This window comes from Arthrobacter mangrovi, assembly GCF_026011795.1.
Lineage (GTDB): Bacteria > Actinomycetota > Actinomycetes > Actinomycetales > Micrococcaceae > Crystallibacter > Crystallibacter mangrovi.
In genome coordinates, this window is the sequence record NZ_BRVS01000018.1 from 157,609 (window position 1) to 182,964 (window position 25,356).

20 protein-coding genes and 1 tRNA gene are annotated in these 25,356 nt (G+C 66.2%); 11 read left to right on the plus strand and 10 right to left on the minus strand.

The window, feature by feature from the left end; all coding sequences use genetic code 11:
• The first annotated feature begins 5 nt into the window (after positions 1-5).
• Together AHIS1636_RS15040 and AHIS1636_RS15045 are read left to right on the plus strand one after the other, a co-directional pair.
• Positions 6-929 (plus strand): glycosyltransferase family 2 protein, encoded by a 924-nt coding sequence (locus tag AHIS1636_RS15040; protein WP_264796643.1) that lies wholly within the window; start codon positions 6-8, stop codon positions 927-929.
• 93 nt (positions 930-1,022) lie between these two features.
• On the plus strand, positions 1,023-1,484 hold the full coding sequence (locus tag AHIS1636_RS15045) for an FAD synthase family protein (RefSeq protein WP_264796644.1): 462 nt from the start codon (positions 1,023-1,025) through the stop codon (positions 1,482-1,484).
• Here AHIS1636_RS15045 and AHIS1636_RS15050 read toward each other — a convergent pair.
• Together AHIS1636_RS15050 and AHIS1636_RS15055 are read right to left on the minus strand one after the other, a co-directional pair.
• Positions 1,477-2,538 (minus strand): acyltransferase family protein, encoded by a 1,062-nt coding sequence (locus AHIS1636_RS15050; RefSeq protein ID WP_264796645.1) that lies wholly within the window; start codon positions 2,536-2,538, stop codon positions 1,477-1,479. The two genes, AHIS1636_RS15045 and AHIS1636_RS15050, sit on opposite strands and share 8 nt — an antisense overlap.
• Positions 2,535-5,090, minus strand: coding sequence for a glycosyltransferase family protein (locus AHIS1636_RS15055; protein WP_264796646.1), 2,556 nt, complete (start codon positions 5,088-5,090; stop codon positions 2,535-2,537). Before AHIS1636_RS15055 ends, AHIS1636_RS15050 begins: the two co-directional genes overlap by 4 nt.
• Before the next feature lie 120 nt (positions 5,091-5,210).
• On the opposite strand from AHIS1636_RS15055, the gene AHIS1636_RS15060 reads away from it, so the two are divergent.
• Both AHIS1636_RS15060 and AHIS1636_RS15065 read left to right on the plus strand, forming a co-directional pair.
• Entirely contained in the window at positions 5,211-5,627 is a 417-nt protein-coding gene (locus AHIS1636_RS15060) for a hypothetical protein (protein WP_264796647.1), read from the plus strand.
• A 38-nt stretch (positions 5,628-5,665) separates the two neighbouring features.
• Positions 5,666-7,474: a glycosyltransferase gene (locus tag AHIS1636_RS15065; protein ID WP_264796648.1), complete on the plus strand. Its 1,809-nt coding sequence runs from the start codon at positions 5,666-5,668 to the stop codon at positions 7,472-7,474.
• A 49-nt stretch (positions 7,475-7,523) separates the two neighbouring features.
• Here the strand turns inward: AHIS1636_RS15065 and AHIS1636_RS15070 are convergent, their stop codons facing one another.
• Complete coding sequence (locus AHIS1636_RS15070) at positions 7,524-9,599, minus strand: acyltransferase family protein (protein WP_309298614.1); 2,076 nt, start codon at positions 9,597-9,599, stop codon at positions 7,524-7,526.
• A 56-nt stretch (positions 9,600-9,655) separates the two neighbouring features.
• The gene (locus AHIS1636_RS15075; RefSeq protein ID WP_264796650.1) at positions 9,656-10,879 is read right to left on the minus strand and encodes a CDP-glycerol glycerophosphotransferase family protein; all 1,224 of its coding nucleotides are present in this window, start codon (positions 10,877-10,879) and stop codon (positions 9,656-9,658) included.
• A 156-nt stretch (positions 10,880-11,035) separates the two neighbouring features.
• On the opposite strand from AHIS1636_RS15075, the gene AHIS1636_RS15080 reads away from it, so the two are divergent.
• Both AHIS1636_RS15080 and AHIS1636_RS15085 read left to right on the plus strand, forming a co-directional pair.
• Positions 11,036-12,565, plus strand: a complete 1,530-nt coding sequence (locus AHIS1636_RS15080; protein ID WP_264796651.1) for a stealth family protein — start codon at positions 11,036-11,038, stop codon at positions 12,563-12,565.
• Positions 12,562-16,038, plus strand: a complete 3,477-nt coding sequence (locus AHIS1636_RS15085; RefSeq protein WP_264796653.1) for a CDP-glycerol glycerophosphotransferase family protein — start codon at positions 12,562-12,564, stop codon at positions 16,036-16,038. Before AHIS1636_RS15080 ends, AHIS1636_RS15085 begins: the two co-directional genes overlap by 4 nt.
• Positions 16,039-16,098: 60 nt before the next feature.
• Here AHIS1636_RS15085 and AHIS1636_RS15090 read toward each other — a convergent pair whose 3' ends face one another.
• A complete protein-coding gene (locus tag AHIS1636_RS15090) occupies positions 16,099-16,359 on the minus strand; it encodes an SRPBCC family protein (RefSeq protein WP_264796655.1) in 261 nt (86 codons plus the stop codon).
• Positions 16,360-16,409: 50 nt separating this feature from the next.
• Positions 16,410-16,482 (minus strand) — tRNA-Arg (locus AHIS1636_RS15095).
• A gap of 194 nt (positions 16,483-16,676) precedes the next feature.
• Here AHIS1636_RS15095 and AHIS1636_RS15100 point away from each other — a divergent pair.
• From AHIS1636_RS15100 to ettA, 3 genes are all read left to right on the plus strand, one after another.
• Positions 16,677-17,228 (plus strand): single-stranded DNA-binding protein, encoded by a 552-nt coding sequence (locus AHIS1636_RS15100; protein WP_264796656.1) that lies wholly within the window; start codon positions 16,677-16,679, stop codon positions 17,226-17,228.
• A gap of 257 nt (positions 17,229-17,485) precedes the next feature.
• Positions 17,486-17,776 (plus strand): DUF6993 domain-containing protein, encoded by a 291-nt coding sequence (locus tag AHIS1636_RS15105; RefSeq protein ID WP_264796657.1) that lies wholly within the window; start codon positions 17,486-17,488, stop codon positions 17,774-17,776.
• Positions 17,777-17,847: 71 nt separating this feature from the next.
• A complete protein-coding gene (ettA, locus tag AHIS1636_RS15110; RefSeq protein WP_264796658.1) occupies positions 17,848-19,530 on the plus strand; it encodes an energy-dependent translational throttle protein EttA in 1,683 nt (560 codons plus the stop codon).
• Between the two features lie 206 nt (positions 19,531-19,736).
• On the opposite strand, the gene AHIS1636_RS15115 is transcribed toward ettA, so the two are convergent.
• On the minus strand, positions 19,737-20,648 hold the full coding sequence (locus AHIS1636_RS15115; protein WP_264796659.1) for an acyl-CoA thioesterase: 912 nt from the start codon (positions 20,646-20,648) through the stop codon (positions 19,737-19,739).
• A gap of 127 nt (positions 20,649-20,775) precedes the next feature.
• On the opposite strand from AHIS1636_RS15115, the gene AHIS1636_RS15120 reads away from it, so the two are divergent.
• Complete coding sequence (locus tag AHIS1636_RS15120; protein WP_264796660.1) at positions 20,776-21,318, plus strand: acyl-CoA thioesterase; 543 nt, start codon at positions 20,776-20,778, stop codon at positions 21,316-21,318.
• A 4-nt stretch (positions 21,319-21,322) separates the two neighbouring features.
• Positions 21,323-22,015: a DUF8185 domain-containing protein gene (locus AHIS1636_RS15125; RefSeq protein WP_264796661.1), complete on the plus strand. Its 693-nt coding sequence runs from the start codon at positions 21,323-21,325 to the stop codon at positions 22,013-22,015.
• Positions 22,016-22,098: 83 nt separating this feature from the next.
• On the opposite strand, the gene AHIS1636_RS15130 is transcribed toward AHIS1636_RS15125, so the two are convergent.
• The 3 genes from AHIS1636_RS15130 to AHIS1636_RS15140 form a co-directional block, all read right to left on the minus strand.
• Positions 22,099-22,548 carry a globin gene (locus tag AHIS1636_RS15130; RefSeq protein WP_264796672.1) on the minus strand — a complete coding sequence of 150 codons (450 nt, stop codon included), beginning with the start codon at positions 22,546-22,548 and terminating at the stop codon, positions 22,099-22,101.
• Positions 22,549-22,706: 158 nt separating this feature from the next.
• Positions 22,707-23,192 (minus strand): OsmC family protein, encoded by a 486-nt coding sequence (locus AHIS1636_RS15135; RefSeq protein ID WP_264796662.1) that lies wholly within the window; start codon positions 23,190-23,192, stop codon positions 22,707-22,709.
• A gap of 26 nt (positions 23,193-23,218) precedes the next feature.
• The gene (locus AHIS1636_RS15140; RefSeq protein WP_264796663.1) at positions 23,219-25,198 is read right to left on the minus strand and encodes a DUF6541 family protein; all 1,980 of its coding nucleotides are present in this window, start codon (positions 25,196-25,198) and stop codon (positions 23,219-23,221) included.
• Between the last annotated feature and the right edge of the window lie 158 nt (positions 25,199-25,356).

Here is a 25,356-nt window from a genome sequence, read left to right on the forward strand (position 1 = left end):
GCATCATGGCTGACACAGCGGAAAGCACGACGGCGGAAGGCGCCTCGCGGACGAAGGCGACGTTCGGCGTCGTTATCCTCACGCAGGGCACGCGCCCGGAGGACCTGCAGCGGGGGTTCCGGTCGCTGCAGGCGCAGCGCGGGGTCGAGCTCGACGTCGTCGTCGTTGGCAATGGCTGGCGGCCCGAGGGCCTGCCGGACGGCTTCAAGGCACTGCATCTCGAGGAGAACCTTGGCATCCCGGCCGGCCGCAACGCCGGCGTGCCCGCAGTCTCCGGCGAGTTCCTGTTCTTCCTGGACGACGACGCGTGGCTGCCGGAGGAAGACTTCCTCGCCTCGTGCGCACGACTGTTCCGCGAGCACCCGGACATTGGCATGATCCAGCCCCGGATCGAGGACCCGGCGGACCCGGACGCGCCGCAGCGCTGGATTCCCCGGCTGCGCAAGGGCGACAACCACGATTCCAGCAACGTCTTCTCGGTGGTCGAAATGGCCATCGCCATGCGCCGCGATGTCTTCGAGAAGACGGGCGGCTGGCCGTCGAGCTTCTGGTACGCGCACGAGGGTATTGAATTCGCATGGCGTGTCTGGGATACGGGCTTCCGGACCTGGTATGCCGGCGGGCTGCGGGCCGGGCACCCGGTGATCGACCCCCGGCGGCACGAGGAATTCTTCCGCCTCAATGCACGCAACCGAGTCTGGCTGGCCCGCCGCAACCTGCACTGGCCGTTCAGCTGGGCCTACGTCGGCTCCTGGACGCTCGTCCAGCTCGCGCGTTCGCGCCGGCACCCGCAGCAGCTCAAGCCCTGGTTCGCTGGTTGGCGCTCGGGCTGGACGCAGGACCCGTGGGCCCCCGGAGAGGCCAGGCGGAAACTCAAATGGTCGACCATCGTCAGGATGGGTGCCGCCGGCCGCTGGCCCGTGGTCTGAGCCCGCCCGCCTGTCCTGCGCCGGCCTCCCGCTGAACTGCCCTAGACTGAACAAGAGGTAAATTCCAGCTGAAGAAAAGGTCTGTGGTAGCACGTGGGCAAGACGGTCCTCACTTACGGAACATTCGACCTGTTCCACATCGGACACCTGAACATCCTGAAGCGGCTGAGCTCCCTGGGGGACCGGCTGATCGTCGGAGTATCCACGGACGAGTTCAACGCACTCAAGGGCAAGAAACCCGTTGTCCCCTTCGACCAGCGGATCGAGATCGTGCGGTCCATCCGCTATGTCGACGAAGCCATCCCGGAAGACCGGTGGGAGCAAAAGCGCGAAGACATCGCCAAGTACGGGGTGGATGTCTTCGGGATCGGCGAGGACTGGAAGGGGAAGTTCGACGACCTGGGCGACAGCGTCGAGGTCGTCTACCTGCCCCGGACCTCCGGCATCTCCACGACGGAAATGAAGCGGGTGCTCAGCGCGTTCGACGAGCGGCACGTCGAGGAGCTCAAGCGGACCCTGGACAGCATCAGCCAGATCGTCAAGGAGCTTAGCTGACCTTCCCGGGCGCCGGCGGGAACAAGGTCCGGGGCTCCACGACGACGGCCGTCAACATCCTGACAGGCTTCCAGCTGGCCACGATGCAGAATGCGAGCGAGCCTGCCATAAAGGCCGCCGTGCGCAGGGTAGGCTGACCGGCGTCGACCAGGGCGGTGGAACCCACCACGGTCAGCAGCGGAAGATGCAGCAGGTACGGGTACATGGTATGGCGCCCGGCTTCGGCGACGGACGACCCCAGCCGGGACGGGGCGTTAGGCCGGCCCGGCAGGGCCAGCATGAATGCCGCCGCCATGAGGGTGCCGGCGGCCAGCGCCAGCAGGCGCCAGCCGGTCCCCTCGAGCGCCGACATTTTCATCGCTTCGTAGCCCACGTTCCCCAGGAACGGCTCGCGGTTGAAGTTTCCGCCCAGCAGCACGGTCAGCACGCCGCCCGCCGCCAGTACGGCGACGCCGCCGATGCGGAACCGGAGATCACTGCGCCATTCGGAAATCCTGTCCACCAGCCAGGGGCCCAGCAGGAACATCGGCAGGAAATACAGGATGCGGGACAGCGACAGGAACCCGTCGATGTTCGAGCTGAAGCCCGCCGCCACGGCCAGCAGGACCGCGATCGGAACGGCGAAGCGCAGTCCCCGGAACCACGGCCCGATCAGGCGCCAGCCGGCCAGTGCCACCAGGAACCACAGCCCGAAGGTCTGGAAGGTGAAGGACCAGCTGGGGTTGTCATCCTCGAAGACGTAGTTGAAGCCGAAGGCGATCAGCTGGAACAGGACGTACGGCACGAGCAGCTGCCAGAAGATCTTGGTCAGCCCGGTCCCGTCGGCCTGGGCGCGGCGGGCACCCCAGCCGGCGAGCATCACGAAGACCGGAATGTGGAAGATGTAGACGTAATTCGACACCACCAGGGCCAGGCCGCTGCTCCCGCGCAGCATGCCGACCGCGTGCCCGGCCACGACCAGGACGATCGCGGCCCAGCGTGCCTGGTCGATCCACGTCTGGCGGACGCGGGCCTGGGCAGGCGCCCCGCTGTCCGGCTGCACCCGGGCCGTCACAGGCGGCGCCACTCCTCGGCGAACGGGGCGTACCCCGAGCTCCACGGTTTCCGTCCGTCCCGCCAGTTGACGAGCCTGGCCTCATGCCCGTCGCCAAGCAGCGGCGAATAATTCCACGCCGGATCCAGCGGGGACCGCGCGGCTCCAAGGACGGCGTTCAGCGCCTCGCCGAAGTCCATCTTGTAGTTGACCAGGAGGCCGACGACGCTCCGGGCGACGCCTGCGGAACGCGCGGCTTCCAGGTCCATGACCAGGACCGATGCGTCGAACACGCGGAAATCGAACGGGTGCAGGGCGTGGCTCACTGCCACCATTTCCATCGCCTTCGCGTGGTTCGCGCGGTGTCGGATGGAAATAGACCGGAGCAGCCGGAAGCCGCTCTGGTAACCCTTGCGGTGCTCATCGCGTGCTGCGACGACCTGTCCGCCGAGTTCCGTTCGCAGCAGGTCGGCGATATCGGCCCGCAGCATTACGGCGTCGTTGATGTAGACCGCGCGGCTGCTTCCGGCCAGGATCTCCGGGACCAGGGCCAGCAGCACGTTCCGTCGCTGCTGCGCGGACACCGGGCCGAACCCGCCGCTGAGTTCCTTGCCGGACAGCCACTGCACGCTGAGCGAGGGCGACGGCAGCCTCAGGTTGTTTTTCACGTCCTGCGGGATGTCGTGATCCGGTACCCAAAGCCTGACTTCGGCCGTGGTTGCGGCTGCGATGGAGTTGACCAGCCGCTGCAGGTGCTCGGCTCTTCCGGGCCGCAAATCGACGACGACGTCGACGGCCTTGCCGTCCGAGGAGAGGGCGCTGCGGGCCATGCCGCTGATGTCCTCGGCGGTCGGTTCAACCGCAGGCTTCATGGCCAGGAAGCGGTCTGCTTCGGCCATCGCTGGTGCACAAACCTCCGCCCATTTGGCATACACGACGTCCTCGGAGGCACCGCCTGCAATCAGGGGAACGACCGCGGCGAGTTTGTCCAGGATACCCTGCCGGATCTTGTCGAAATCCTGCGGCGTAGTGCCGATTAGCCCGCCGAAGCGGACATCGGACGGGTTCTTGGGATGGAAATCGACGTCGCAGCCGACGGACCGGGCTGGAAGGAAACAGTGCAGCCGGGAAGTCGAAATGTTCCGGTAGCGCTCGTGGTAATTGCCGACCCACTCGACGGCGGTGCCAAGCTTGTCGGTGAACGACATTTCGCGCATGTTTCTCTGCGTCTGCAGCAGGATATCGCCTTCGCCGGTCTTGGGGGCATCCACGAACGCCGTTGCCGTGCGGTCGTCGCTGCCCTCGCGGCGGAAGACGGTGTCCACCGTGGTCGTCATGCAGCCCGAGAAGAAGGCAGGCACGCCTGCTGCCCGCAGCAGCGCCACGGTCTGCCAGTCCCGGCAACCGACCGGGCCGTATGCCTTCAGGTAATCGATTGCCTCGGGCGTCAGCATGTCCGGCTTATTGACGTGGAACGAGATAAAGATCGGCCGGATGTTGGCGTGGAACGGGAAGTTGAACGTCTGGCCGAAGGTATGGTGCATGTACCACCCGAAGGCGAAGGCCCAAGTGTTCTCGGGGATATCCTGCAGCGTGCTGGCATCCCGGAACGTCTCGACGACGCCCACAGTTGCCTTCGCGCTATCGAGCCGGCGCTCGTCCTTGACGCGGGAACGGGCGCCCTCCAGGAACTGTACGAGGTCAGGATCGCCGGCGAACTCGAGGTTGCTGTGCCGGACCAGGTGTCCGATGGAGGACAGGGTCTGGATGTAATCGCCGACGTTCCTCGACCACGCGTCCGGCTGCTGGTAGCTGAGCAGGCCGAAGTTCACGGCAGCCTGCGGCTTCTCCAGCGGTCTCCGGCGCGAGCCTTCCGGGAACCAGGTCTGAAGGCGTTCCAGTTCACGGCGCTGCAGACGTGTCAGGGAGTGCAGCGGCCTGCCCAGTCCGTGGAGGGTCAGGAGCCTCGCCGCATCCAACCGGTTTCTCGCGAAAGCCACGCCGGCAACGGACAGCACGGCAGCCGCCGGCCACTCTTCGTGCCCCTGGTTGGCCAGGAGCCGCTCAAGGGTTTCGGAGGCCTCGTCAGGCGCCTCGCCGAACGCTGCCGCAAAGTATTCCGCCGGGCACAGGTTGAGGATGCGGTCATCATCGATGTCGCGGAACTCGCGCCAGGCCAGGTCCGTGCCGGAGATCACCAGCAGGGCCATGCCCCGCAGGCTCCTTACGATATTGACCGGAGAACCGGATGCGCGCAGGCTGTGGCCGGCGGAGAGCACGGTCTGGGCCTCCCCGGCGGCGATGGCCGAACGTGCTTCGCGGATAATCGTAGGGGCCAATGAGCCGCCGCCGGCGACAATCTCGATGATTGACGGAGCGGCAGGCTCCCGTTCGGCGGACACGGCAGGGACGCTGGCGGCAGGAACGCGGGCCGGTTTGCGCGGGGCGATGGTTTCGCCGGCAATGCCGGCCACCGTGGGGAGGACCGCCTTGGCCACGGGTTTGAGGGATTTCCGTAGGCTGCGCTTCCCCTCTCGCAACGTACGGCCGGGCAGGGCAAAAAGATCAGTCAAGTTGTGGTCCTTGCGACGGGTTGGGGGAAACATCAGGTGACATCTTACTGAACCCGCGATGCTGCCGTCCCAACGGCACAATGAATCGGCCGTGACGATAGGGTTGGTGCCTAACCGCGTGTGCGGAACTTCATTTATCGACCATGGGGAGAAACTTTGCCTGCTGCATCGTCCGGAGGATTCACTTTAACCAAGACCGGTATCAACTCGGCGGGCGATTTGACGTTGACCGGCTTCGCCAGCCCCGGCGGGCCCGGCCTTGACGCCGCGGCCTTTGTCATCGTGGGCAGGAACAGCCAGGTCGAGAGTGAGTTCCCGGCGCTGCTGGACCCGGCAGGACAGCGGCTGGAAGCCTCGGCCTGTATTCCGCTCCGGGCGCTTGACGTCGCGGGCGACAGCCTGGCCGACGTCTATTTCGTCAGCCGCGGCCCGGGAGGCGAGTCGAGGACGCGCGTCACCTGGGACCGTAGCGTGGCGCGCTGGCTTCCTTACCCGACTAAGTTCGGCAACTTGAGCCTGAAAAGGAAGGACTCGTGAGCGGCATGCAGGAAGTTGGAGGGGGTCGCCTTCCGGACATGAAATATTTCATGGTGCTGTGGGGCATTGCGGACAACTTTGGCGGCATGACCACCATGAGCCTGCACCGGGCGGGGGCTTTCGGTGAGGCGGGCCGGCCGACCGCTGTCCTGACTTTCGACATCAAGCCAAGCTACGCGTCAACCGTCGAGCGGCTCCGCAGCCAGGGAAAGCTCTCCGGGGACACCGAGGTCCTCAACGTCTTCCAGCACTACCGTGCGGTGGACGCAAGGACCGTCGCGGGACCCAAACCGGCCGACGTCCCGGCGGACGAGGGGCAGCGGGGGCTGCCCGAGGTTACCCTTGACACCGCCGGGAATATCTACACGCGGACGTTCCTCCGCCCCGACGGCACTACGGTCGCCGCCCGCCACTTCTACCGCCCGGACGGGACCGAGTTCTTCCGGGACGAAGCACCGCAGTCGGGGAACGGTGCGGCCAAGGGGCGCTTCCTGACTCTCATCGATGATTCGGGGTCCCCGGTGGCCCAGTGGCGCCGCGCCGGTGATTTCTACCGCTTCTGGATGACCGAGCTCGCCGCGGGGCAGCCGGCGGCCTTTATCGTCGATAGCTCCTTCGCCAGCAAGGTGGTCGCGCCGCTGGAAGCATCGAACATCATCAAACTCATGGTGCTCCACAACAGCCATATCGGCGGTGGCGGGGACCCGTTCCTAGGCAAGCTCGCCACGGGCCAAAAGCCGATCCACGAGAACAGCCTGGCGTGGGACGGTCTCGTCTTCCTGACCAGGAAGCAGCGCGAGGATTACGAAGCCCGCTTCGGAACCGCCACGAATCTTTTCACTGTGCCGAATCCGAAACCGCGGAGCAGCAAGCTGCCGGACTTCGCCGGACGGGTCCCCGGCCGGGGAGTCATGGCATGCCGGCTGGAGCCGCAGAAGAACGTCGCCCAAGCCATCGAGGTCATGGCCCGCGTTTACCAACAAAGGCCGCACGTCCGCCTGGACATCTACGGGACCGGCTCGCTCCGCGACGAGCTGCAGGAGAAGATCGACCTGCTCGGACTGGGCGAGGCAGTCCGCCTTCACGGGCACACTCCGAACGCGGCGGCCCAGTTCGAGACCGCCAGCTTTTCCCTGCTGACCAGCCGCAACGAGGGCCAGCCGCTGTCCCTCATGGAAAGCCTTGGCCGCGGATGTCCGCCGGTCGCCTACGACATCCGCTACGGCCCGAGCGACGTGATCGAGGACGGCCTCAACGGGTTCCTCGTGCCTGCGCGGGACGTGGCGGCCGCCGCCGACCGCGTCATCCGGTTGTGCGACGACGATGACCTGGCGCGCAGGCTGGGTGCCGTCGCCTGGGAACGGAGCGAGCGGTTCTCCGATGCGGCTGTCCTGCAACAATGGGCCGCCACGATCGAGACTGCGTGGCGCCAGCGCACGGAACGGCTGGTCCTGGTTGAGCTGGATTTCCGGCTCGAGGAACTCTTCTACACCCCAGCGGGCGGGCTTGGCATCACAGGTGACATTACCTGGGTGCAGCAGTCCGGCCCGGCCGCGGAAGGACTGCTCCGGGCAAACCTGGTTGTCGCGCAGCGTACGGGCGGCGCCCCCGCATTCTTCCCGGCCGAGATCGAGGCACGGGGACCGGGGCGCCTCGGCATCAGTGCGGAGGTGACAGAGCACCAAATCGGCCTCGGCGTGCGCGACGACAATGCCGAGCTGGATATCCTCCTGCAGGTCTATGGGAACAACGTGCTGAAGTCCTTCCGGATCGGCTTTCCCGGATCCGGCCCGTCGTGGAGGCCCTACGCCACGGCCCACGCCTCGCTGAGCTTGAAACTCGTTTAGGGACAGCGGTGCGCCCGGAGCCGGCGGATCGGCTCCGGGCGGCCAAACTCTAGCTCTTCAGAGCGTTCCTGATGGGTTGCTCGAGGTAGGGGGCGAGCGTCTTGGCATATGTCGCCGTGATGTGCGAACCGTCGGAGTAGGTCACGACCGATCCGACGGCGCCCTCGCAGGTGCCCTGAGGACAGAAATAGCTGTCCAGGTCCACCGTATGGATCCGCGGAGAATCCAGGCCCCGGGCCGCGGTATACAGGGGATCCATCCAGTGCCACTCCTGCGGAGTGCCGCTGCAGGCGGCAGCATCCGCCTCGTGCTCGGCCAGGCAGTCGGGGATTGAGCTGATCTCGTTGCCCGGATAGGGCGGGTCCTTGATGACGAGGATATTGGTTCCGGCCTTGTCCCATTCGGCCAGATAGGACCGGTACCCGTCGACAGCGGGATCTTCGGTCGTCTTCCAGGACTCGCCCTGTACCGGTACGGACTGCCGTTCGGAGGTGATCACCAGGTCGTACTGGCCGCCCGTTGTCTGGTCGAGGACCCAGTCCCCGTACTTCCTGCAGTTGTCGGTCTTCTCCTGGGTATCGAACTTCAGCGGGACATCCGTCGGGTTGCACCGTGAAACCAGGTATGTCGAGATGGTCCAGTCGTTCTTCTCTGCCAAAATCTGCAGCGCCGGGAGCCAATGGCCCGCGTGCGAATTGCCCACCAGTGCAACCTGGGTCGCACCGTCGCCGTATTTGCAGACGGGACGATCTGTGAATGGAGCGTTGGACCAGCACTGGTCCTCGTAGGCGTCCGCGCGGTCCTCCTTGGCCAAGGCCGGGTCGGGAACCAGCGGGGCGTCAGGTTCCGGCTGGCACTTTTCGGGGCCTTGGGCGACTGCCGCAGCTCCCAGGCAGGGATCATCGCTGGTTTCGACTGCAGCCAACTGTTGTTGCGCCTGCTGCGTGCGGAAGCCGACTTCGGCCAGTTGGAGGCCGCCGGCGGCGACGAGGATTGCCATTCCGGCGGCGGCGAACCGGTAGGTCGGAATCAGCCCCTGGGCGGCCCGGGTGAAGCGGAAGCGGTCCTCGACGAACGTCTTGCTGAGTGCGGCCAGCACCAAGGTCGCGGCGATGATGGCCAGCTTGTCCAGCCAGCCCAAGTCGCCGCCGCTGGCGTAGGGGAGCAGCACGATCAGGGGCCAATGCCAGAGGTAGACGGAGTAGGACACACCGCCCAGCCACTGGACCGGACGGGCCGCGAACAGGGGGGTCGGCGACAGCCGGTGCCCGGAGGCCGCGAGGATCACCAAGGCCGTACCGAGCACCGGCAGCGCGGCGGCGTAGCCCGGGAACGGCGTAGCATCCGTGTAGGTCACGCCGGCAACGACGATGGCGCCCACTCCGGTCCATGAAAGGACGGCGTTGGCCGCCGGGTTGAGCCGGGTTGCTGCCAGCGGAGCCAGTGTCGCGACGAGGCCACCGGCCGCCAACTCCCACATGCGTGTGGGAGTGATGAAGTAGGCGCTGCCTGGTTCGGCGGCGGTGGCATAGGTGGAGAAGGCAAGCGAAGCGGCAAAGACCGTTCCGATGCCGGCCCGCACCAGGCCGACAGGGTTCCGCCCGGCGCGGCCGGCGGCCCAGAAGACGCCAAGGATGATGACAGGCCACAGCAGATAGAACTGTTCCTCGACTGACAGGGACCAGAAATGCTGGGTGGGGGTCGGCTCGTTTTCCGCCGCGAGGTAATCAACCGAACTGCCGGCCAGGACCCAGTTCTGCACGTAGAGAGCGGAGGCGATGACTTCCTTGGCGATGCCCTCCCACAGGGTTGGCGGCGCGACCAGGCGGGCGGCTGCCGCCGTGGCCGCCAGTACGACGAAGGCGGCCGGCAGCAGGCGCCGGATCCGCCGGCCGTAGAAAAGCGCCAGGTCCTTGGCGGTCCGCGGCGGTTTGCTGATCAGGTGGGACGTGATCAGGAATCCCGATATCACGAAGAAGACGTCCACGCCTACGTACCCGCCGGTGAGCCGTTCGGGCCACAGGTGATAGACGACCACCAGGCCTACGGCGATGGCGCGCAGGCCCTGGATGTCGGCGCGGAAACCTGTTTTCCCGCTGCCCTCTTTGGACTGTTCGGCTGAAATTAGAAGCCTCCTGTCGGCACTTTGCTCCGGACCCCCGACTCCGTTAGCCCGCCATTCTACAGGCCGGCCTCTGCCAGGGCCCTTTCGAAGGCGCTGATAAAGCGCCGCGTGCTGGCGTAGGGGGAGGTGTCGCCGAAGATCCGGCGGACCAGGTCCGCCTGGTCCTGGCTGACCGGAGCGGCCTCGAGATCGTGCAGGACCTGCACGATGTTGCCGCTATCACCGCTGCCCAGCAGGGGAACGACGCCGGCGATTCCGTTCCGGTCGACGGCGGCCCCGGGGTCGGCCGGCCGCGTAACCAAGAGCGGCTTGCCCCGGGGCAGCCAATCCATCGCCATCGCGGAGATATCGCAGACGCAGATGTCGGCTTCCGACATGGCTTTCTCGAAGTCCGGGCGGTCATCGACGTAGTGCCCCGCCTCGGGCTCCGCTATGACGGCGGCCTTGATCATCGCGCTGATCCTCTCGCGGACCTGGCCGTGTGCCGGGAGCCGCGTTCCGCTTCGGGGATGGGGACGGAAGATGAGGCGGTACTCGCCGCTGGCCAGGATGGCCTCGACCAGCGCGGGGCCGTGGGAAACGAGGGAGCCATAGGCCATGGCCGGGCGGTCCCCTTCCCATGTGGGAGCATACAGGACGGTCGCGCGCCGCGTCGTGCCGGTCCTTCCCTCCGGCGCGCGTCCGTCGGCGCCGTCCAAGGAGTCATCCAGCTGCGGCCGGCCGACCTCGACCAGGCTCCCGGGCCGCAGATGCCTGACCGCGGCCTCTATCCTGCGCCGCGATGCCTCGCCGGCGATGAAACAGTGGTCGTAGGCCTTCAACTGGTTGGAGGCCATGGAGATCTTGTCGCTCTCGCCGTGGCTCAGGTGGATGTGGATTGGCGAGGTGAGCCGCAGGACAGTGAAGTTCGCCTGGTTGTTGTTGACGTAGAAGACCACCCTGACGCCGTGGGCCTGGACGAATTCCTCCACCTGCGCAATGCCCGTGACCAGGTAGACGGGCAGTGGCGCATCCTCCAAAAGTGCGCCGGCTGTGGAGGGCCGGTGGCATAGGACGGCGACGGGATGTGTCCGCGCGAGCCTGGACATCGGGCCGAACCACTGCCGCACCTGGTAGGTGCTGGCGACGTCGTCCGCGAAGTAGATGACGGCGTCGTACTTTTGGCCGGCAGCGGGGGCAGCCGACGCCAGCCGCTGCCGCACCCTGCGTTCGAGCAGGAGGTTTGAGGCATGGTCGGAAAGGACTTTCAGAGCACGTCGGAACTGCTCGATGCGCGGCACGGGGAACTCCTGTCGGGAGGGCTAGCGGTGCCTTACAGCCTAACGAACCATGCCGGCCCGCCGTCGCCGGGCCTCTACTGTCCCGGTCAGGCGGCATTGCTAGACTGTAACGGCTCTTCCGGGCAGGAGGGGCGCCAGCGGTGCTGAAAGGATTTTATGATCGCAGGAATGAAGGGCAAGGTCGCGCGCCTTCTGCCTCAGCCAGTCCTGCAGGCGGCTTTCGACGTGATTGAGGGGCGCACGGCGGCACAGCGCGCTGTGGCCGGACGCATCGACAAGGCGCGCACGCACGGCGTCCGGGCCAATCTGGAGCCGGGCTACGTTCCTGTGAGGACAGCCGGTGGAACCGTCCTGGCCAGGCAGGTCCGGCGGTTTTCGGCCGTCGCCGCGGCACAGGAAAATGCGGCGCTCGCCGTGGCCGCGGCTGAGTCCGCCGGAGTCGCTTATCGCTTGGAGCCGAAGGCACCGGGCCGCGGACTCCGGCTGGTGGCCGCTGCCGAGGGGCTCCCTTTGATTGCGCGCGAACTGCGGCAGCTGGCAGAAACCCGGGCCCTCTACCTCGGGGGGAGGGACGGGACACCGGCCGGGCTCCTCCGCAGTGCGCGCCCCGATTCGTGGCCGCTGGACGTCTTCGAGTACCGCTGCGTGGACGGCCTGGTCCTGTCCGGCAGCGAATTGGCCTGCCGAATCGGCCCCACCGGGGAAGCCCTTCCCCCGGCAGGGATGGACGAGGTCATCGACCCGGTCGACATCGTCTACACCTGGGTTGACGGGGAGGACCCCCGGTGGGCGCGGGAGCGTGAGGCCGCCTGGGCGCGGATCCATCCGGGAACCGTGAACCCGCACGCGGCCAACCCTGAGCGCTACCGCTCCCATGACGAACTGCGGTACTCCCTGCGCTCGATCGACTACTACGCGCCCTGGGTCAACCGGATCTTCCTGGTGACGGCAGGCCAGGTGCCGCATTGGCTGGACACCGGCAATCCGCGGATCACCGTCGTCGACCACCGCGAAATCTTCCCGGCGGAGGCGCTGCCGACTTTCAACTCGCACGCGATCGAGGCCAGGCTGCATCGGGTTCCCGGCTTGAGCGAGCATTTCCTCTACCTGAACGACGACGTATTCTTCGGGCGGCGCGTCGGCCCGGAACGGTTCTTCCACGGGAATGGCCTGGCGAAGTTCTTCCTCTCCGAACAGAGGATCCCTGCCGGCGGAACCTCGGCGGCAGACCTTCCGGTGGACAGCGCGGCCAAACGGAACCGGGCACTGCTGGAGGAACGATTCGGCCGGACAGTGTCCTATAAGTTCAAGCACGCCGCCCACGCGCAGCGTGTGAGCACGCTGCAGCGGATCGAGCAGGACTTTCCCTCCGACCACGCCCGGACCACCCGTTCCCCGTTCCGGAGCCCGGAGGACATTTCCATTCCGTCATCGCTGGCCCACTACTACGGTTACGGAATCGGCGCTGCAGTTCCCGGGACCATTGACTACCGATTCTGCGACATCACGGAGCCCTCGGCGCCGGTGAAGCTGCTGCGCCTGCTTCGCAACAGGGACGCCGACGTATTTTGCCTAAACGAGACCGGTCCCGCCGACGTCCCTGCCGAGCGGCAGGACGCGATGCTGCACGACTTCCTGGAAGCGTATTTCCCGGTGCCCGGTTCGTTTGAACTAGGAGAAGAATGAACACGCCCTCACTGATATCGAAGGTCAAGTCCAGGGCCGAGCAGGCGCTCGACCCGAGGTCCAATTCCGCACGGCGCGAACTCCATGAGCTCAGGGTTGTCCAGTCCGGGACCACGGCGACAGTGGATTTCACCGTGAGCCCGGGCTTGGCGCCGGCGGCCGTCTGGGCCCTCCACCGCGAGGCGGGCTGGATCCGCGTAGCCGACGTCGACCGCGCCAGCCGGGCGCCGGGAAGCCCAGCGTCCACCGACGGCGTGACGTACCAAGTTGACCTGAACCTGGAGCATCTGGCGCAGGAGTTGCCGGACAAACTGGGGCCGGATTGGGCGGACGCGCCCGCTCCCGCGGATTCCGGTACTGCCGACGAAAACGGAGGCACCGCCGTCGCGCTCTACATCGAGATTGCCGCGGCGGCCGCTGATATTCCTCGCTACAGCCGCGATATCCGTTCCAACGAGGAGGAGCAGCCACTGACCTCGACGGAATTCCGGAAGCTGCGTGAGGAGGCGGGGCCGGAGTTCCCCGCCACATGGCATGCCATGATCGGGCTCGGCCGCTTTATGTTGACGCATGCCGACCGGCTCGCGGCGGTAACCACCGGTACCAATCGGGCCCAGCTCTACATCAACCGCAACGGCTATCTCGCGTTGGCCCTGAACCGAGTGTTGAAACCCTACAACGCGGTGTATATCCGCAAATTGTCTGTCGACGGCGGAGTTGTGAGCTTCATCGGACGGCTCGTGACTCGGCACGGCACGGCTTCTCGTGCTGACCTTGTGCTGGTCGGGCGGGACAGCGGTTCGCGGTATTCGACGACCACGGACCTCTGGCTGGACAAGAAGGCCACCGTCAGAGGGTTCGGGCTGCGCGAGTACAGGTTCGAAGCGAAGCTCGACCTCAGCCCGTACCCGGACGAACAATTGGCGGGGGAAACCATCCTGGACGCCTGGCTTGAGGTTCAGGAAGAGCCGGGCGCCGAGCCCGTCCGTACCCGAATCGGCAAGACAAAGTACCTGGCCCGCAAGATGTCCCGCGCCGGGTGGCAGCGCCGCGGCCAGAAGACCCTGCTGCTGACGCCCTACTACACCTTCAAGGCCAAGAAGACCTCCTTCCACGTGGAGTTGCTGGATACCGGGGCCTTCGAGCATCTGCGCCGCCGGACGCGGATTCCCCTCCAGCCGCAGCGGCGCCCGGGGAGCAAGCCGGTCTGGCTGATCGGGGAGCGGCCCTACAAGGCCCAGGACACGGGGCTGCACTTCTTCCGCTACATGCGCATGCAGCATCCGGAGATCGACGCCTACTACGTGATCGACCCGGAGTCGCCGGAGAGACGCAATCTGGACGGCCTGGGGAACGTGGTGGCCTTCCGCTCCAAGCAGCATTTTGACCTCGCCCTTCGTGCCGAACGGTTCATCGGTTCCCACCACCCGGATTTCCTGTATCCGACGCGTATGCCTCAGTTCCGGCGGACGGTCGGCGGCGTCAAGGTGTTCCTGCAGCACGGAGTCATGGGCACCAAATGGATGGTGCCGAACTACGGCAAGAAGTCGGCGGGATTCGATACGGACTTGTTCATCGTCAGCTCCGAGCGGGAAAAGGAGTACATCGTGGATGACTTCGAGTACCCGGCCAAAGACGTCGTCGTTGCGGGCCTGTCGCGGTTTGACGCCTTGTTTGCCGGCGATGTTGCGGTGAAGAAGAACCAGATCCTCATCATCCCCACTTGGCGGGACTGGCTGACGCGCCCGGAACTGTTCACCGAGTCCGAGTACTTCCAGCAGTGGAACGAACTACTGCATGACGAGCGGCTGCGCAGGATGGCGGTCGAGCATGATGCCGAGATCGTTTTCTGCCTGCACCCGAACATGCAGCAGTACCGTGGCTACTTTGCCGATGCTCCCGCACGTGTGATCTCGCAAGGCGAGGTCGACGTGCAGCACCTGCTCAAGGAGAGCGCGGTCATGGTGACCGACTACTCCAGCGTCGGATTCGATTTCAGCTTCCTTGAGAAGCCCGTCCACTACTTCCAGTTCGACCGGGAGCGGTTCCTCGGACCGAAAGGGTCGCACCTGGACCTGGATGAGGAGCTTCCCGGCAAGATCGCCTTCGATGCGGACACCTTGCTTGGCGACCTCGAACAGACGCTGGTGTCGGGCTGCGTCATGACGGAGGAGTATCTTCGTCGCTCCCGCAGGTTCCTCAAGTTCAAGGACCGCGACAACTCGGCGCGGATTTTCGAGGCTGTACTCAAAGCCAGGCCGGCCCAATCGCGGATCCGTAAGCTGGTTGACCCCGAACTCGGCGAACGGGCCTTCGGCCGGTTCCGCCGCAGCCGCTTCTATTTCCCTTCGATGCGACGGTTCTACTCAGCCGCGCTCCGCCTGCCGATAGACGAGGACTTGATCATCTTCGAAAGCGGAATCGGCAAGCAGTATGCGGACAGCCCGCGTTACATCTACGAGGAACTGGTCCGCAGGAATGACCCGCGGACCAAGGTGTGGGTCTACCGCGGCAAGCTGCCGCTGAAGGACGATCGGACCAAGGTGGTCAAACGGCTGTCGCCTCAGTACTACTGGTACCTGGCCCGCGCCAAGTATTGGGTCAACAACCAGAATTTTCCGTACTATATCCGCCGCCGCAAGGATGGCGTCATGATCCAGACCTGGCACGGCACGCCCTTGAAGCGGATGCTGCACGACCTGGACGAAGTCCACGGCCGGGACGAGGGCTACCTGGACCGTGTCAGCCAGGCCGTCCGGCAGTGGAGCGTCCTGCTGTCGCCCAGCCCATACGCCACGTCGGCTTTCCGCAGCGCCTTCAAGTTCGGTGGGCGCGTGCTGGAAACAGGCTATCCGCGCAACGATATCCTCGCCCACGAGTCCGCCAGGGAACGGGGAGCCGAAATCAAGCGGAAGCTGGGCATCCCGGAAGGAAAGCGCGTTGTCCTCTATGCTCCGACCTTCCGCGACTCGCAAAGCAATGGCAAGGGACGGTTCCATTTCGAGATGCCGTTCGATGTGGAAGCCTTCCACGAACGGTTCGGCTCGGATGCTGTGCTGCTGCTGCGCATGCACGTCCTGGTCAGCGGGAACATCGAGATTCCGGACAGCACACGCGAATCGGTCCAGGACGTTTCCGGCTACCCGGAGATCCAGGAGCTCTACCTGGCCAGCGACGTCCTGATTACCGACTATTCGTCCGTCTTCTTCGACTTTGCCATCCTCCGCCGACCCGTCGTCTTCTACGCCTACGATCTGGAGCTCTACCGGGACACACTGCGCGGATTCTATCTGGACTACAGCACCGAGCTGCCAGGGCCGGTCGTCGACTCCGAGGCCGGTCTCTACGCCGAACTGGAGAAGGCTTTCCAACCGGATGCGGACCGTGACCGGCGTTTGGAGGCCTTCGTGGCCAAATTCGCCCCGCATGACGATGGCCACGCGACGGAACGCGTCGTCGACGAGCTGTTCTAGCGGCCGGCTCCAGGCAGGGAGCCGGCCGCTAGAACAGCGGCCCTGTCACGGATGGCTTTGCTACCCGACCTGCTCAACAATAACCAGGTCCGGCACCGACATGGCCGTAATCCGGCTCGTCATCCTGATCGGCAGTCCGAGGTGCCACGCCCGCCAGGTGACCTGCTCGTTCAGCGATATAAGTCCGGTTGTCACTCCGGCTACCGCGGGTTCCCTGAACTGGGTAAGTGACGCGGCGTGCCCGTCGATGCCGTGCGACAGATCGAAGACTGCAGCCCTGCCGACAGTCGTCCGGGTGACGCACTCGAAGAAGACGCTCACGCGAGGATTGTCGCGCCGATCCAGATGGAACCGTCGACGATGACTACGAGCGCCCCGGACAGGAATCGAACCTGCGACCAAGAGATTAGAAGGCTCCTGCTCTATCCGCTGAGCTACCGAGGCTTGGCGAAGCTCCGCCAGTCAGCAAGTTTATCCCGATCCGGCCGCGATCCCGAAAGCGGCGCTTCTCTTCCTCCACAGGGCGTGCCCTGTGCGAGTAGTCCACAGACGGCGTCCGAAGCATGGCCCGCCGGCGGCGCCGCGAACAGACTGATCTTGCCGGCAACAAGGCCGGCGGGAAGGGAAGAGGGCTGGATATGACCGAGTACATTACGGTCCGCGGTGTTGTCGGAACCGAAGTGGAAGCAGGATTGACCAATGGCGGGACGCAGACCGCCAACTTCAGGCTGGCCTCCTCGGAGCGACGTCTGGAGAAGGATCAGTGGGTGGACAAATCGACCAACTGGTACCGCGTCGAGGCCTACCGCTACCTCGCGCAGAACATTGTCCACAGCCTGAAGAAGGGCGATCGGGTGATCGTCACCGGCAAACTGAGGCTGCGCCAGTGGGTCCGCGAGGACGGACACCAGGTCACCTCACCCGAAATCGATGCGGAGTCGATCGGCCACGACCTCAAGTGGGGTACGGCTAAATACGCGCGCAACGTTTCCCGCGGATCCGGCGCCCAAGCCGACGCCGATGCTGTTGCCCGGCCGGTCTTTGCAGCCGACGGGCAGCCGCACCCCGAGGCGCGGACCTCCGCTCCCGGATCCTGGGACCCGGGTGAAGGGGAACCGCTGGAGGGGGAGCCGCAAGACGATGAGTACATCGCGGAGGAGGCTGAGGGGCCCATGCGGGCCGCCGGTTAACGCATCCATCGGCATGAAACAATGACGGCGTGACCCATCAGCAATCTCTCCCAGCGTCCGTTCGTCTTGGCCGGCTAGCGGGTGTGCTGGCAATCTGCCTCGCCCTTGCTGCCTGTTCGACGGGAGCGGAGCCGCCCCGACCGGCGGCATCAGGCGCTCCGGCGCCCGCCCCTGCCCCTACGTCGGAAGCGGGGCGGGAGGCGGGCACGGACACGGGCACGGACAAGGGCCCGGAGACGGCAGAACCGGAGTCCGCTGTGAAGGTGTCCGAACGCAATGTCCGCGTAGAGCTCGAGGACCTGGCGGGGGCGGAACCGAAACCCACGAGCGAGCAGATGGCCGCCGCCTTCGCCAAGGCCGGCTTCAAGAAGGCCGCCGTGGAAGTGTCGGCCGACATCACGCCTACCGGCCTGGCAGTCGACGCCATTGAAGCCGCCGCGCCGGTCGACGACAGCTGCATCGTGGGCCAGGTGCGGGACGGCAAGGTGGCAATCTCGGTTCTACCGGTCCTCGACAGCGGAAAGTGCTTCGTCGGAGGCGCCGCCTAGCAGCACTGCGCGCCATTATGCCGGCGGCCGCGAATATGTGTTCCGGCGCCGCACCCACTAGCCTTGAGGGCATGGCGGAATTCATTTACACAATGACCAAGGCCCGCAAGGCCGTTGGTGACAAGGTCATCCTCGATGACGTGAGTATGTCCTTTTTCCCGGGCGCCAAGATCGGCGTCGTGGGCCCGAACGGTGCGGGTAAGTCCACGATCCTGAAAATCATGGCCGGCCTCGATACGCCGTCCAACGGTGAAGCGCGGCTGAGCCCGGGCTACAGCGTCGGGATCCTGCTCCAGGAACCGCCGCTGAACGAAGAGAAGACCGTACTCGGCAACGTCCAGGAGGGCGTCGGCGAAATCTACGCCAAGATCCAGCGGTTCAACCAGATTTCCGAGGAGATGGCCTCACCGGACGCGGATTACGACGCCCTCCTGGAGGAGATGGGCAAGCTGCAGGAAGCCATCGACGCTGCCGATGCGTGGGACCTCGATTCCCAGCTGGAACAGGCCATGGACGCCTTGCGCTGCCCGCCGCCGGACGCAGACGTGACCGTGCTCTCCGGCGGTGAACGGCGCCGAGTGGCGCTGTGCAAGCTCCTGCTCCAGAAGCCGGACCTGCTGCTGCTCGATGAGCCCACGAACCACCTCGACGCCGAGAGCGTTCTCTGGCTGGAGCAGCACCTGAAGTCCTACGCCGGCGCGGTCCTCGCGGTCACTCACGACCGGTACTTCCTGGACCACGTTGCGGAATGGATTGCGGAAGTGGACCGCGGCCACCTTTACCCGTATGAAGGTAACTACTCCACGTACCTGGAGAAGAAGCGCGCCCGCCTCGAGGTCCAGGGCAAGAAGGACGCCAAGATGGCCAAGCGCCTCTCGGAGGAACTGGAGTGGGTGCGTTCCAACGCCAAGGGCCGCCAGACCAAGTCGAAGGCCCGCCTGGCCCGGTATGAGGAAATGGCCGCCGAGGCGGACCGGACCCGGAAGCTTGACTTCGAAGAGATCCAGATTCCGCCGGGACCGCGCCTTGGCTCGCTGGTTGTCGAGGGCAAGAACCTGCAGAAGGGCTTTGACGACCGCCAGCTGATCGACGGGCTCTCCTTCTCCCTGCCGCGTAACGGCATTGTCGGCGTCATCGGACCCAACGGTGTGGGTAAGACCACCCTGTTCAAGTCGATCGTCGGCCTGGAGGAACTCGACGGCGGCGAGCTGCGGATCGGCGACTCGGTCAAGATCTCCTACGTCGACCAGAGCCGCGGCGGCATCGACCCGAACAAGACGTTGTGGGAGGTCGTTTCCGACGGCCTCGACCACATCCAGGTCGGCCAGGTCGAGATGCCCTCGCGCGCCTATGTCTCGGCCTTTGGGTTCAAGGGCCCGGACCAGCAGAAGAAGGCGGGCGTGCTCTCCGGCGGTGAGCGCAACCGCCTGAACCTGGCACTGACTCTGAAGCAGGGCGGCAACCTGCTGCTGCTCGATGAGCCCACCAACGACCTCGACGTCGAAACCCTCTCCAGCCTCGAAAACGCGCTGCTGGAATTCGCCGGCTGTGCCGTGGTGATTTCCCACGACCGCTGGTTCCTTGACCGGGTTGCCACCCACATCCTCGCCTACGAAGGCACCGAAGAGGAGCCGGCCAACTGGTACTGGTTCGAGGGCAACTTCGAGTCCTACGAACAGAACAAGGTCGACCGGCTGGGCGCCGACGCCGCCAAGCCGCACCGCGTGACCCACCGGAAGCTGACCCGCGACTGACGGACCGGACCGCCCACGTCCTTAAGAAGGACGGACCGGCCGGCCCCGCACGGTGAAGTGTTCCCCGGAAGTTGGACTGTGAAATTCGGTCCCGGCTTCCGGGGAACACTTTTTTGCAGGCACGTAATTCCTTTTGCAGGCACGCAATTCGTTGATTCCCAGCGATTCCCCGCGGCCGTAGCGGGGTGTGGCTTTCTGCGGGGGAGTCAGGCGTCCACCGGGTCGATGGTGTCGATCGGAACGCGCATCATGCCCTCCTGGGCTATCGTGGCGACCAGTTCTCCGGCCCGGCTGAAGACGCGGCCCACGCCGAGCCCGCGGGCGCCGGAGGCGCTGGGGGAATTCTGTACGTACAGCAGCCATTCGTCTGCCCGGAACGGCCGGTGCCACCACATGGCATGGTCCAGGCTGGCGAACTTCATTCCGGGGCTGATCCACGCGATGCCGTGCGCCCGCAGGATCGGCTCGAGCAAGGTGTAGTCGCTGGCGTAGGCGAGGGCAGCCCTGTGCAGGTCTGGATTATCCGGCAGCGGCCCCTTGGCCTTCATCCAGACCGAGTTCGTGGGCGTATGTTCCCCTTCCGCGCTGATGTACAGCGGGCTTTGGACATGGCGGATGTCGAAGGGCCGTTGGAAGGCCCATTGCTGCGCGATGGGGTGGTCGAATTCGCCCAGCAGGTCGGCGGTGCTTGGCAGGGATTCCGGATCGGGGATCCCTTCGGGGAACGGCTCCTGGTGGTCCAGTCCGGGCGCCGGTGCCTGGAAGGAGGCGATCATGGACAGGATCGGCACGCCGTTCTGGTAGGCGTGGGTCCTCCGCGCGGAGAAGGAGCGCCCGTCGCGCAGCCGCTGCACGCCGAAGGTGATTGGCTCATTCGCGTCGCCCGGCCGGAGGAAGTAACCGTGCATGGAGTGGATCTCGCGGTCAGCGCTGACGGTGCGGACCGCGGCAAGAATCGACTGTGCCAGGACCTGTCCGCCAAAGACGCGCCCGTGGGGCTGCGGCTCGGAGATGCCGACGAAGATCTCCTCGTCGGTGCGGGCACCTTCCGCCTCGGAGAGATCCAACAGCTTCAGTAGTCCTGCCACTGGATTGGTGCGTTGTTCAGAAGCAGTCATCAAGTCTCCTTGCCGTGTTACCCCGTGGTAATAACGGGCTGGCTTCGAGCCTAAGTTACTCCCCGTGCGCCGCTCAACCGATGGCCGCGGTTCGCGCCGCGGAAAGCGCACCTGAGAAGATGGGAGCATGGCCCACGAAACACGGTTCCCGATCCCGCTTCGCTTCAGTGACATCGATTCCTACGGGCACGTGAACAACGTGACCTTCCTGAGCCTGCTGGAGACCGCGCGGGTGCAGCTGCACGAGTTGCCTGAGGCTGGCGCGGCCTGGGACGACTATGACGCCCGGGCAGGCGGCAGACTCCCCTCGGGTGCCGGGAGAGGTACGGCCGAAGGCACATCGTTGAGGGATCTCGCTGGGGCCGGCAACTACACGCTGGTGGGGCGGCAGGAGATCGAGTACCTGGCGCCGCTGCTGTACCGTCCGGAGCCCGTCTACGTCGGTGTCCGGGTGACCGACGTAGGACGGTCCAGCTTCGAACTGGGCTACACGGTGGCCGAGCGGGACGAATCGACCGTCTACGCGGTCGCGGCCACGACCATGGTCCTCGCCAGCCGAGAGACCGGCCGCCCGGTGGCGCTCCCCGAGGCGTACCGGCAGTCGCTGGAACAGTACCGCGGCGCGGAAGTACCCTTCCGCCGTCGTTCGCGGCAGTCCGAAGGTGCGTGACGGCGTGGACCGGACCGCAAGCCTCACCTTGGCGGACCCGCAAGTGGCCGCAGACTTCCGCACGTTCGTCAGCCGGGCCCGGCGCGTCAACGACGGTGCTGTCCATCTGCAGGCCTGGGGCCAGGTATTGGCAGCCTACGTGTGCATCATGAAGCCTTCGGCGCTGGGGGAGGCGACGCCCACCATCCTGGGCCTGCGCACCATGGGGCTCGGGGTGCCTGCGCATGCGGAGGCGACGGTGTCCCTCGCGGCGGTGGCGGACCGGCTGGCGCGGATGGACGGCAACGACGTGGTGCTGCCCGTGCCGCCGATGGAGGTCCGCGAGTCGTGGACCGGCGTGCTGCCGCCGCGTTCGGGCTGGGAGCCGGCCGGATCGGTGGCCGCTGACGTCCTCGGTGACGCGGCGGAGGCGGGGATCGCCGAGGTTTCCCGCGCGGTGCCGGCGAACCCTGGACAGCTGGTGGTCAACACGGCCCGGAACGCGGTCTGGGGCCGGGACCTCGAACTGCCGGCGGGAACCGGGAACCCGGCGGGAATCGCCGGCGGCATTCCGGCCGGCGCAGCGTTCGCTGCATTCTCGCTCGGCTTCCTGGGCGCGGAGGAACCCGCCATGCTGTTCGGCAACGGACGCTGGCTGCGGCTCAGCACGTCCCGGGGGCATGTCCTGGCCCGGCGGGCGGTATCGCTGCAGGACTAGCACCGGCAGGAGCACGGGACCAGCCCGGGCAGGAGGCCGGCCCGGCGTGACGGGTCCTTCCTGCACGGCGCGGCCCGGACCGGCTAGGCGCTGTTGACCATGGAGTGGGCGGCGCGTTCGAAGTAGTCCCAGAGCGTCTGCTCGTACAGCGGCGGCAGTTCAAGCGAATCCACGGCTTTGCGCATGTGGTGCAGCCAGCGGTCGCGTGCCTCGAAATCCACCTTGAACGGGTTGTGCCGCATGCGCAGCCGCGGGTGGCCGCGCAGTTGGCTGTAGGTGCCCGGGCCGCCCCAGTACTGTTCGAGGAACATCCGCATCCGCTCCGCGGCGGGACCGAGGTCATCCTCCGGATACATCGGCCGCAGGACTTCGTCCTCGGCGATGCCTTCGTAGAAGACGTCAACGAGCTTGACGAACGTTTCGTGGCCGCCGACGGCGTCATAGAAGTTGTCCGTGTAGTCCGGCTGCGTGAAGGCCTTGGCGGCGGCCGGCGCCGGAGCGAGCGTGGCGAGCGGCCGGCCGAGCCCGGTCAGCCCCGGCCCGGCAGGGGAAGACGTCCCCGTGCGAACGGGGTTGGGCTCAACGCCGTGCTGCTGTTCGGTCATGGTGCTCCTAGCGCGGTCGGGGTGCGTGCTTCCATTCTTCCAACCGCCCGCCCGGTCCGCGAATTCCCGGGCGGGAGGCCTCCCGGTCAGCGGGCTCCCTGGGCCGTTCGGACGCTGGGCTGATGGTGGACGGGGAAGTTCACCGAGCGGGCGATGAAGCAGAGCTTGCTGGCGTCCGCATGCAGCCGCCGCGCCAGCTCGCTCTGGTCGGGATCGCTGATGGTCACGGTCGGGCGAAGCGTGGCGGACGTCATTTCTCCGCTGCCGTCGCGGTTCACGTGCAGGATCGCCTCGGCGTCGTCGGTGTACTCGGTGACCAGAACCCCGTGGTTCACGGCAACGTGGAGGTAGGACAGCATGTGGCACTGCATTAGCGCGGTCAGCAGCAGCTGTTCGGGGTTCCAGCGGTCCTTGTCGCCGTGGAAGACGGGGTCGGCCGTCCCGGCAAGGTCCGGTAAGCCGGCGGCGCGGACGATGTGGTCCCTGCCGTAGCCGCGGTAGCTCGACGTGCCTGTCCCGCGGTTGCCGGTCCACTGAAGGGACACGCGGTAGCGATGATTGCTGAGATCCATGTCTCCATTCAACCAGTCCGCGGCGGTCAGCGGCAGGCCGTGATGCGGTACAGGGCGGCGGTTCCGCTGGCATCGAGGAGCTGGAAGCCCTGCGTGTAGTCAGCCTGGCGGAATCCGGGCCACTGGCGGCCCTTGACCTTCCGGTGCGCGGGAGCGGCGCTGTCCGCATAGACGTACTGCGCCCCGATACGCTGCAGTGCGCCGCAGACCTCGGGATCGGTCAGGATGTCCTGGAAATGGTGCCGCAGGTATTCCTCGTCCTTGGTTCCCTTGTTGGCCACCATCTGCGGGAAGACGACGTGCCGTCCGGTCAGTGCGTACAGGTGGGGGAGGCCGCTGAACGGATCGCCGATGACGACGGCGTCGGCCGGCAGATCGTCCTTCAGCGACCGCATGAATTCCTCTTCGCCGCCGGACAGGGGCCGGCCCTGCGGGCGAGGCTCCACCGAGTACGGGGATTCGCTGGCGTTGTATCGCTGCTGGTAGCGGAAGTCTCCGGTGGCAGGATAAATCACGCCGAGGGCGGCGACTCCCACGAGCCCGGCAGCCAGGTGCTGGCGGCCCGGCGTGCGGTTAAGGGCGGCGATCGGCTTGACCAGGAGCCTTCCGGCCGCGGCCAGGGCGAGGGCGGCAAACACGGCGCCCAGCATCAGCACGAGCGGCAGGATCCTGGCCGGTTCCTTGTACCAGAAGCCCGCGAGCCAGCGGAACGGCTTTTCGTCTCCGGCGGCCAGTACGAAGATGATGCCGGCGAAGGCCATACCGGCGACGGCGGGCCGGGCCCTTCTGCTCCACAGGGCGATGATCGCGCCGGCCACCATGAGGATGGCGATCGGATAGTTATAGGAACCGGGTACGGAGAACCGGTGGTCCGGCTGGTTCGGCAGATCGAAGACGGCCCAGAGGACGGCCTCCTGCCATGGCGCGTAGGGGTTGCGCGGGTAGTTGATGACGCCCTCGAGCACGTTTGAGCGCGCCAGGAACAGGGACATGCCGACGAGAAGCAGTACCGTAGCCGCGGCCCACCCCAGCCCGCGGCGCCAGTCGCGCTGCCATTCGTGGCTGATGGCCAGGACGACGAAGCGGATCATGTAGACGCCGGCCAGCGCGAGCAGCCCGAACAGGGCCGAGGGGTGGATCCAGATGGTCCCGGCCGTCACCAGCAGCAGCGCCAGAAGTTCGACCACGATCCGGCGCCGCCTCCCGGCCTGCGGGGCACGGAACTGCATTTCGATCCCGAGCGCCAGGACCGCGGGGACGAGCGCCATCGCGAACGCGGCCGGCCACTGGCCCTTCGTTCCGATCTGCACGTAGGGGAAGGCGAGCAGCGCCGAGCCGACCAGCGGGGAGAGCACCATGACGGCCGGAAGATTCGGGAACAGCGCTTTGCCGAGATAGGCCAGCGACACCGGCCAGATGACGGCGGCGATGATGATCATCGCGACGTTGCCCGCGACGACGACGTCCCCGGGAGCCAGCGACACCAGGGCATGCCAGCCGGTCGGGTAGAACGACGGCGTTCCGCCGCCGAAGATCGGCAGCACGCTCCAGGGACTGGCCTGCCCGTTCTCCTTGATCCATGCAAGGACGTTGACATGGTAGGTGGGGTCCCAGCCTTGCGAAACCAAGCCGGGCGATCCAATTCCGGCCATCATGGTGGACGCGATGATGACGGCAGCGGCAGCCAGGGTGCAGCCGGCCAGCACCTTGACGGGACGCGGCAGGGGATTCTCCTGCTCCGGAGCCGGCGGGCGGAGCAGCCTGCCCACGAGGAAGGCCGCGGCGGCCGAGATGAGGGTGGCTGCCGCGGCGCTGGCCGGGGTCCAGCGGATGCCGGTGAAGAGGCATGCCATGGTCCCCACCGCCGCGACGGCCGCCGACGCGGCGGGTGCGAGGGCGAGGGACTGGAACGTCGAAAGACGCAGCCCCTTCAGGACCAGGAATCCCGGCAGGTAGAAGGCTGCCAGGACGGCCAGCGCGGGCACCAGCGCATCGAACCAGCTCACGAATTGGATCCCTTGGGTTCATCCGGACCTGACTGCGCGCACGGCAAATCATGCCGAAATTGAAGGGGTTCCACAATCAGCAAGTCTAGACAGAACATGCCTGCCGCGGCCCATTCGCGGCAGGCATGTTCCGATTCCGGGGGGGTGTCCCTATGGTT